The 8,626-nt window shown below is 74.1% G+C and carries 7 protein-coding genes; 3 read left to right on the top strand and 4 right to left on the bottom strand.

The genetic code is table 11. The features are described 5' to 3' along the window. Nucleotides 1–557 (top strand): FAD-dependent oxidoreductase (locus tag PLP61_RS12000; RefSeq protein ID WP_324502953.1); only part of this gene is annotated, 557 nt, incomplete at its 5' end. A gap of 57 nt (nucleotides 558–614) precedes the next feature. Here the strand turns inward: PLP61_RS12000 and PLP61_RS11995 are convergent. Then, the gene (locus PLP61_RS11995; RefSeq protein ID WP_324502952.1) at nucleotides 615–1,793 is read right to left on the bottom strand and encodes a pyridoxal phosphate-dependent aminotransferase; all 1,179 of its coding nucleotides are present in this window, start codon (nucleotides 1,791–1,793) and stop codon (nucleotides 615–617) included. Between the two features lie 79 nt (nucleotides 1,794–1,872). On the opposite strand from PLP61_RS11995, the gene PLP61_RS11990 reads away from it, so the two are divergent. Further along, nucleotides 1,873–3,381 (top strand): potassium/proton antiporter, encoded by a 1,509-nt coding sequence (locus tag PLP61_RS11990; protein ID WP_324502951.1) that lies wholly within the window; start codon nucleotides 1,873–1,875, stop codon nucleotides 3,379–3,381. Nucleotide 3,382: 1 nt separating this feature from the next. Here PLP61_RS11990 and PLP61_RS11985 read toward each other — a convergent pair whose 3' ends face one another. Both PLP61_RS11985 and PLP61_RS11980 read right to left on the bottom strand, forming a co-directional pair. Then, nucleotides 3,383–3,886, bottom strand: a complete 504-nt coding sequence (locus PLP61_RS11985) for a LytR C-terminal domain-containing protein (RefSeq protein ID WP_324502950.1) — start codon at nucleotides 3,884–3,886, stop codon at nucleotides 3,383–3,385. After that, complete coding sequence (locus PLP61_RS11980; protein ID WP_324502949.1) at nucleotides 3,886–4,182, bottom strand: type II toxin-antitoxin system VapB family antitoxin; 297 nt, start codon at nucleotides 4,180–4,182, stop codon at nucleotides 3,886–3,888. The genes PLP61_RS11985 and PLP61_RS11980 overlap by 1 nt, the downstream gene beginning before the upstream one ends. Nucleotides 4,183–4,224: 42 nt before the next feature. Here PLP61_RS11980 and PLP61_RS11975 point away from each other — a divergent pair, with 42 nt between their 5' ends. Next, a complete protein-coding gene (locus PLP61_RS11975) occupies nucleotides 4,225–5,802 on the top strand; it encodes a helicase HerA-like domain-containing protein (RefSeq protein WP_324502948.1) in 1,578 nt (525 codons plus the stop codon). Between the two features lie 192 nt (nucleotides 5,803–5,994). Here PLP61_RS11975 and eccCb read toward each other — a convergent pair. Continuing rightward, nucleotides 5,995–8,626, bottom strand: a 2,632-nt coding sequence (gene eccCb, locus PLP61_RS11970) for a type VII secretion protein EccCb (RefSeq protein WP_324502947.1), incomplete at its 5' end; no start/stop codon positions are given.

Genomic DNA, 8,626 nt, shown 5'->3' with positions numbered 1-8,626 from the left:
ACGGCGTGGTGCAGGACACCGACGGCGGCCCGGTGGCCGGCGACCTGGTGCTGGTGGCGGTCGGGGCGGTGCCCAACACCGAGCTGGCCGCCGCGGCCGGCCTGGCGGTCGACAACGGTGTCGTCGTCGACGAGCGGCTGCGCACGAGCGACCCCGCCGTGCTGGCCGCCGGCGACGTGGCCAACGCCCGCCACGCGACCCTCGGCCGCTCGCTGCGGGTGGAGCACTGGGACAACGCGATCCGGCAGGGCCGGCTGGCGGCCGCGACGATCCTCGGCCGCGAGGAGGTGTACGACTGGGCGCCGTACTTCTTCACCGACCAGTACGACCTCGGCATGGAGTACGTCGGCCACCACGGCCCGGACGACCGCGTCGTCCTCCGCGGCGACACCCGGAGCGGCGAGTTCCTGGTGTTCTGGCAGGACGACCGGCAGCGGCTGACCGCCGCGATGAACGTGAACGTCTGGGACGTCAACGACACCCTGCGGGGCCTGCTCGGCCGGACGGTCAGCCCGGACCGGCTGGCCGACCCGGCCGTGGCCCTGGCCGACCTCTGAGCTCCGGCGGCTCACCGTCGAGCAGCGCCGTCGTGGCGTCCGCGACGGGGCGAGACCTCACCCGGGCAGCCATGTGGACAGCCGGGCCAGCCCCTCCTCGACCTCCTCGGGCCGGCCGGCGAAGCTGAACCGGACGAACCGGTCGCCGACCACGGTGTCGAAGTCGATCCCGGGCGCGAGGGCCACGCCCGTCTCGGCCAGCAGCCGGTGGCTCCAGGCCATCGAGTCCTGGGTGAGGTGGCCGATGTCGGCGTAGACGTAGAAGGCCCCGTCCGCCGGGGCCAGCCGGTCCAGGCCCAGCGCCGGCAGCCCCTCGAGCAGGCGCTGACGGTTGGCGGCGTACCGCGTGACGTGCCCGTCGAGCTCGGCGTAGGACTCCTCGGTGAACGCGGCCAGGCAGGCCCGCTGGGCGATCACCGGTGGGCAGATCGTGAAGTTGCCGGTGAGCACGTCGACCGCCCGGCGCAGCCGCTCGGGGACCAGCATCCAGCCGATCCGCCAGCCGGTCATCGAGAAGTACTTCGAGAACGAGCTGAACACGACGGCCTCGCGAGAGGACTCCCAGGCGCAGCGGGCCAGCGCCGGGTGCCCGTCGAGCGGGGCGTACTCGATGCCGTGGTAGATCTCGTCGGAGACCAGCTGGACGCCGTGCTCCTCGCACCAGCGGGCGAGCGCGGCCAGCTCCTCGGGCAGGAGCATGGTGCCGGTGGGGTTCGCGGGCGAGGCGACGACCAGCCCCTGGATCGGGCCCAGGGCCTCCACCTGCGCCACCGTGGGCTGGAACCGGGTCTCCGGGCCGGTCGGGATCTCGACCACCTCGCAGCCCAGCGCGGTGAGCACGTTGCGGTAGCAGGGGTAGCCGGGCCGGGCCATCGCCACCTTGTCGCCCACCTCGAAGGCCGCGAGGAACGCGAGCAGGAAGCCGCCCGAGGAGCCCGTGGTCACCACGACGTCGTCGGCGCCGACCTCCACGCCGTGGCGGCGCCGGTGGTGGCCCGCGATGGCCTCCCGCAGCTCGGGGATCCCTGTGGCGACGGTGTACCCGAGCGGGTCGCCGCTCTCCAGCAGCCGGATCGCCTCGTCACGGACCGGGCGTGGCGCGCCGGTCATCGGCTGGCCCGCCACCAGGTTCACCATGTCGCCGTGGGTGCGCTGCCGCTCCTGCGCGACCGACAGCAGGTCCATCACGTGGAAGGGCGGAACGGCGGCGCGGCTGGCGACGGCGTACCTGCTCATGACAGGCATTGTGCCTGCTGGCGCGGCCGGGCCGGCCGATAGGATCGCTGGCGACCGGAGACCCTCGTCTGAGGAGCACATGAGTTTCGACGTCCACCAGCTCGACACCTTCGTGCTGGTGGGTTCCGCGGTCACCTTCCTGGCGATCCTGGCGGTGCGGCTGTCCTCCAGCGCTGGCCTGCCGAGCCTGCTGGTCTACCTGCTGATGGGTGTGCTGCTCGGCGAGTCTGGACTGGGGATCCCCTTCGAGAACGCCGAGCTCGCGCACGCCCTCGGCTTCGCGGCGCTTGCGCTGATCCTCGCCGAGGGGGGGTTCACCACCAACTGGCACGAGATCCGCGGCTCGATGCGGCTGGGCCTGGTCCTGGCGACGCTGGGCGTCGCGGTGTCGATCGTGGTGATGGCCTTCGGCGGCCACTACCTGCTGGGTCTGTCCTGGGAGCTGGCGTTCCTGCTCGGGGCGGTGACCTCGCCGACCGACGCGGCTGCGGTGTTCTCGGTGCTGCGGGTGGTGCCGCTGCCGCAGCGGCTGAGGGGGGCGCTGGAGGCGGAGTCCGGGCTCAACGACGCCCCGACAGTCGTGGTGGTCGTGCTGATCTCGGCCGGTGCGTTCACCGAGCTCAGCCCGGCCGGCATCTTCGGCATCGTCGTCTACGAGCTCGCGTTCGGGGCGGCGGTGGGGGTCGCGGTCGGGTACGCCGGTGCCTGGGTGATGCGCCGGGTCGCGCTGCCCGCCTCCGGTCTCTACCCGCTGTCCGCGCTCTGCCTGTCCCTGCTGGCCTACGGCGTCGCGTCGGCGGCCCACGCCTCCGGGTTCGCCGCCGTGTACCTCGCCGCGCTCGTGCTCGGCAACAAGCGCCTGCCGCACCGCGGCGCCACCCGGTCCTTCGTGGAGGGGGTGGCGTGGCTGGCCCAGATCGGGCTCTTCGTGATGCTGGGGCTGCTGCTCTCGCCCGGCCAGATCACCCTCACCACGGTGGGGATGGCGGTGGCGGCCGGGCTGATCCTCACCCTGGTCGCCCGTCCGGTCTCGGTCGTGGTCAGCAGCCTGGGGCAGCGGCTCTCCGCCCGGGAGATCGCCTTCCTCTCCTGGGCCGGGCTGCGCGGTGCGGTGCCGGTCGTGCTGGCGACCATCCCGCTGGCTGCGGGAGTGACGGGAGCCGAGAGGCTCTTCGACCTGGTCTTCGTGATGGTGGTCATCTACACCCTGCTGACCGGGCCGACCCTGCCGCTGGCCGCCCGCCTGCTCGGCGTGGCGCAGGTGGCCCAGCCGCGCGGGCTGGAGGTGGAGGCTGCGCCGCTGGAGCGGGTGGCGGCCGACCTGCTGCAGGTCAGCATCAGCCCCACCTCCAAGATGCACGGGGTGGAGGTGGGGGAGCTCCGGCTGCCGACCGGCGTCTCGGTGGCCATGGTGGTCAGGGGCGGCATGACCTTCGTCCCCGAGCGGCGGACCGTGCTGCACCAGGGCGACGACCTGCTGGTGGTCACCCCCCGGCTGCTCCGCGCGGCCACCGAGAGACGACTGCGCCAGGTCTCGGCGGGCGGCCGGCTGGCCAAGTGGATCGGCGCCGACCCGGACGACGGGTGAGCTACCCGGTCGGGCTGCACACGGTGGCGTCGGCACGGACCACGACGAACGGGCGGCCCCGGCCGATGCCCTCGAACTTGGCGCCCAGGACGACGACCACACCCGGGCCCAGGGTCGGACCCTCGCGGACGGGGGTGCCCCTGCCGAGGTAGGAGCGGACCAGGGCCGCGGCGGGACCGTCCACGTCGTCCACCCAGATCTGGGCCCGCTCCACCTGTGTCCCGCGGGGGGCGTTGCCGTGCTCGCCGGCGCCGAAGCCGGCCTCCCCGAGCGCGTCCAGCGTCGAGCCGGCCAGACCGGCCCGCTCGCTGGCGTTGTACACGCTCACCGTGACCTGGTCCGGGTGGAGCCGGCTGCCCTCGGTGACGGTCCTGTCCCGGCACAGCGGTGGTTCCGCCGAGCCCGGCAGCGGCCGGGTCAGCGCGTGCCACCCCCAGATGGCGCCGGCCAACGTGAACAGCAGCAGCGAGACGAGAGTGACCCCGGACTTCATCGCCTCCGGCATCAGTCCCCCATCGTGAGCACCCGGGCGTGCAGCACGTTGCGCTGCTGCAGCGCGGCCCGGAGGGCACGGTGCAGCCCGTCCTCCAGGTAGAGCTCACCCTGCCACTGGACGACGTGCGCGAACAGGTCGCCGTAGAAGGTGGAGTCCTCGTCCAGCAGCGCCGCCAGGTGCAGCGTGTCCTTCGTGGTGACCAGCTGGTCCAGGCGCACCTGACGAGGCGGCAGCTTCGCCCACGCCCGCGGGTCCAGCCCGTGATCCGGGTAGGGCCGGCCCTCGCCGATGCGCTTGAAGATCACGCTGGGAGTGTAGCCAGGGGCCGGCTGACTAGGCTCTCGTGCATGACCGACAGCGCCGCCGCGACCCCCACCGAGCCCGATCCCCTCTCGGCGGCGGTGGCGGCCGGGTACCGGTTCGACGGCCCCGCCCTCGAGCTGGGCGGGCTGATGCTCGACGCGACGACGCTGTCCGACGTCCGGATCAAGATCCCCCTGGGGATGCTCAACCGGCACGGTCTGGTCGCGGGCGCCACCGGCACGGGCAAGACCAAGACGCTGCAGCTGCTCGCCGAGCAGCTCAGCACGCAGGGTGTCCCGGTGTTCGCCGCCGACATCAAGGGCGACCTGTCGGGGCTCAGCGTGCCGGGCCAGCCGAACGAGAAGATCACCGCGCGGGCGTCCTCGGTGGGCCAGCAGTGGACGTCCACCGGGTTCCCGGTGGAGCTCTACGCCCTCGGCGGGCAGGGGACCGGCATCCCGCTGCGGGTCACGGTCAGCGCCTTCGGGCCGATGCTGCTGAGCAAGGTCCTGGGGCTCAACGACACCCAGGAGTCCAGCCTCGGCCTGGTGTTCCACTACGCCGACAAGGCGGGCCTGCCGCTGCTGGACCTGCCCGACCTGCGCGCGGTCGTCGCGCACCTGACCTCGGAGGAGGGCAAGGCGGACCTGAAGGACCTCGGTGGCCTCTCCAGCGCCACCGCGGGGGTGATCCTGCGCGAGCTGATCGCCTTCTCCGACCAGGGGGCCGACGCGTTCTTCGGGGAGCCGGAGTTCGAGGCGCGGGAGTTCCTGCAGCTGGCCCCGGACGGCCGGGGCCTGGTCAGCCTGGTGGAGCTGCCGAACCTCCAGGACCGCCCGGCGCTCTTCTCGACGTTCCTCATGTGGCTGCTGGCGGACCTGTTCCACGACCTGCCCGAGGTCGGTGACGTCGACCGGCCCAAGCTCGTCTTCTTCTTCGACGAGGCGCACCTGCTCTTCCGTGAGGCCTCCGACGCCTTCCTCGACCAGATCGCCCAGACCGTGCGGCTGATCCGTTCCAAGGGGGTGGGCGTGTTCTTCGTGACCCAGAGCCCCACGGACGTTCCCGACGAGGTGCTTGCCCAGCTCGGCTCCCGGATCCAGCACCAGCTCCGGGCGCACACCCCCAACGACGCGAAGGCGCTGAAGCAGACGGTCAACACCTACCCCACGTCGGAGTACCCCGACCTCGGGGAGGTCATCACGAGCCTGGGCATCGGCGAGGCGGTGGTGACGGTGATGAACGAGCGTGGTGCCCCGACCCCGGTGGCCTGGACCAGGCTGCGCGCGCCCGAGTCGCTGATGGGCCCGGCCGACCCTGCCGCGATGGCGGCCGCGGTCACGGCCAGCCCCCGCTACGCGACGTACGCCGAGGCGGTGGACCGCGAGTCGGCCCGGGAGAAGCTCGCGGCGCGGCTGGAGGAGGGGGCCCGCAAGGCGGAGGAGGAGGCCCGGGCGAAGGAGGAGGCCCGGCCCACCACCCCGCAGAAGGCGGACCGGCCCCCCGCGCGCGAGGAGGGGGGACTGGTCCGCGACGTCGTCGAGTCCGGCGCGTTCAAGGACTTCGTGCGCACGGCGGCCCGGGAGATCGCCCGGGGGATGTTCAAGTCCGGGCGTCGCTGAGGGTTCGCTGCTGGGGTTCGCTGGATTCCCGCCCGGGCGGTGAATCCAGCATCTGTGGGGGGAAGCAACCCGTGCGAAGTGCGAATTTGCCGCGCGCGGGCTGACGGGTGGGGCTGGTGGGGCGTACGCCGGCGGCCGGCGTGGTCGGGTGCGGTGGGTCGCAGCCACCAGGGGAGACCGGGATCCACCGCACTACGGCCCCTCCCGGGCGGGGCTCGGTCCTTCCGCCCCCGCCGGGACGGTCCAGGCGCACTGCACCACCTGCACCCCGGCGCGAGCGACCAGTCGTCCCCGACCCGGGCGGCCTGGGCGCGGCCGAAGCCCGCTGAGGACTGGGCCCTCCTCCGGGCTTCCCGGGAGCAGCAGCCCGGGGCTGTCCAGGTCCCGCAGCGCCTGGAGCGCCGGGTCGAGCAGCGCCCGCCCGGCGCCACCGGTACGGCGGGCGAGCAGGAGGTGCAGGCCCACGTCGGCGGCCTGGACCAGCAGCGGGTGGAGCGGTCCGAGCGGGGAGGGTCGCCCGGCCGTGACGAGCTCGTAGTCGTCGACGACGAGGAAGACCTCGGGGCCGCGCCACCACGAGCGCTCGCGCAGCTGCGCGGCCGGCACCTCCGGGCCGGGCAGGCGACCGGCCAGGTGGCTGGCGAGGTCGGCGAGGACCGGCCCCGCCACAGCGGCGGAGGTGAGGTGGTGGAGCAGGTAGTCCTCGGCGACCTCGTCCAGGAGCGAGCCTCGGTAGTCGACCAGGACCACCTGCGCCTGCCGGGGTGTCCGGGTCCGCTGCAGCTCGTGCAGGCAGCAGCGCAGCACCGAGGTCCGACCCGAGCGGGCCTCACCCAGCACAAGAAGGTGCGGGTCGGCGCCCACGTCCAGACCGACGGCGTCCAGCTCGCCCTCGGTCACCCCGAGCAGGAGCGCGGGTCCGGAGGCCGCGCCCCGCACACTGCGGCGTACGTCGCAGAGCGCCACCTGCTCCGGCAGCAGCTGCAGCCTCGGTGCCGCGTTCGCCGGCCACGCCTTCGCGACCCGGTCGACCAGGTCGGCAGTGCCCACGCCCAGGGTGGCCGGGTCGGGGTCACCGTCGATGCGGGGCAGGGCGGTGAGGACGTGCAGCCCGTCCGCGGTGAGGCCGCGCCCGGGTCGACCGGGCGGGACCCCGTCAGCGAGGCGGCGGTCCACCGTCGAGTCGAGCGGGTCGCCCAGGCGCAGCTCGAGGCGGGTGGCGAGCAGGTCACGCACCCCGGCCCGCAGGTCGGCCCACCGGGTAGCGGCCACCACCAGGTGCAGCCCGAGGCCTAGGCCCCGCCCCAGCAGCTCCTGCAGCGGCCCGTCGGGGGCGCGGGTCTCGGCGGGCAGCGCGGCCCAGTCGTCGACGACCAGGACGAGGTCGCCGTACCCGTCGTCGACCTCACCGCGGGCCCGCCGGAGCCGGTACTCCTCGACCGAGTCGATGCCCTGGTCGCGGAAGAGACCCTCGCGCCGGCCAAGCAGCCGGTGGACCTGGTCGACCACCTGGCGCACCTGGTCGGGGTCGCCCCGGCCGACCACCCCGGCGACGTGCGGCAGCCCGGCGAGAGCCGCCAGCCCTCCGCCTCCCAGGTCGAGCACGAAGACCTGGCTCTCCTCCGGGGTGGTGGTCAGGGACAGCGCGGCGACCACGGTCCGCAACACCGTGGTCTTCCCGGAGCGCGGGCCACCGACGACCGCCACGTGACCGGCCGCCAGGTCCAGCACCAGGGGCTCGCGGCGCTGCGCGCGGGGCCGGTCCACGGTGCCGACGGGGACTCGCAGCAGACCGGTCGGCCGCGGGGCAGCCCCGAGGTCCGCCGGCGCGGGAAGCAGGTCGCCCAGGGTGTCGGGCCGGTCCAGCGGGGGCAGCCAGATGCGGCGTGCCGACGGACCCGGCCCGGCCAGCCGGCGCACGGTCTCCTCGAGCAGCGACCCCACCGGCGCGTCCGGCCGGTCCGTGCCCTCGGGAGGGACGAGGGCCGCTGCGAAGGGCAGCACCCGCCCGAGGCCCTCGCGCGCCGGTGACGGCGTCGCCGGCCCGGAGACGTACGTCGCCACGAAGGGCTGCAACGGACCCGCTCCGGCCAGCAGGTAGCCGTACCCGGGGCTGGCCGGGAGTCCGTGGGCGTCCGGCACCCCCAGCACCGCCCTGGAGTCGGCGGCGCTGAACGTCCGCAGCCCGATCCGGTAGGACAGGTGTGACTCCAGGCCCCGAAGCCGGCCCTCGTCGAGTCGCTGGGCCGCCAGCAGCAGGTGGAGCCCCAGGGAGCGGCCGAGCCGCCCGATCGTGGTGAAGAGGTCGAGGAACTCCGGGCGCGCGGACAGCAGCTCGGAGAACTCGTCCACCACGACCAGCAGGGACGGCAGGGCCGGCAGGTCGGCGTCCTTCCCTCGGCGCTCCTGGTACTCGTGGACCGAGGTGAGGTCACCCGCCGTGCGGAGCAGCTCCTGGCGGCGGAGCAGCTCCCCCTCCAGCGCCTCCCGGGTCCGATCGACCAGGGTCAGGTCGCGGGCGAGGTTGGTGATCAGGCCGGCGACGTGCGGCAGCCCGGCGAGCCCGGCGAACGTGGCGCCGCCCTTGAAGTCCACCAGCACCAGCGCGAGCTCCTCGGCGGTGTGCCGCACCGCGAGTTCGAGGACCAGCGTGCGCAGGAGCTCGGACTTGCCCGACCCGGTGGCGCCCACGACCAGGCCGTGCGGTCCCGTCCCGCCCAGGGCGGCCTCCTTGAGGTCCAGCCGCACCGGTACGCCGTCGGGGTCGGTCCCGAACGGGACGCGCAGGCGCTCCGGTCCAGCCGCCTCGTCCGGTGCCGGCCCA

Origin of the sequence: Nocardioides sp., assembly GCF_035429765.1 — a bacterium.
Classification (GTDB): Bacteria; Actinomycetota; Actinomycetes; order Propionibacteriales; family Nocardioidaceae; genus Nocardioides.
The sequence above is the reverse complement of the archived record's forward strand: the minus strand, read 5'-3'. Positions and strand labels throughout refer to the sequence as shown.

What these genes read in the sequence shown, in the direction of transcription:
- PLP61_RS11990 (WP_324502951.1), top strand. Translation starts at nt 1,873, where the DNA reads ATGAGTTTCGACGTCCACCAGCTCGACACCTTCGTGCTGGTGGGTTCC.
- PLP61_RS11975 (WP_324502948.1), top strand. Translation starts at nt 4,225, where the DNA reads ATGACCGACAGCGCCGCCGCGACCCCCACCGAGCCCGATCCCCTCTCG.
- PLP61_RS11985 (WP_324502950.1), bottom strand. Translation starts at nt 3,886, where the DNA reads ATGCCGGAGGCGATGAAGTCCGGGGTCACTCTCGTCTCGCTGCTGCTG.
- PLP61_RS11995 (WP_324502952.1), bottom strand. Translation starts at nt 1,793, where the DNA reads ATGAGCAGGTACGCCGTCGCCAGCCGCGCCGCCGTTCCGCCCTTCCAC.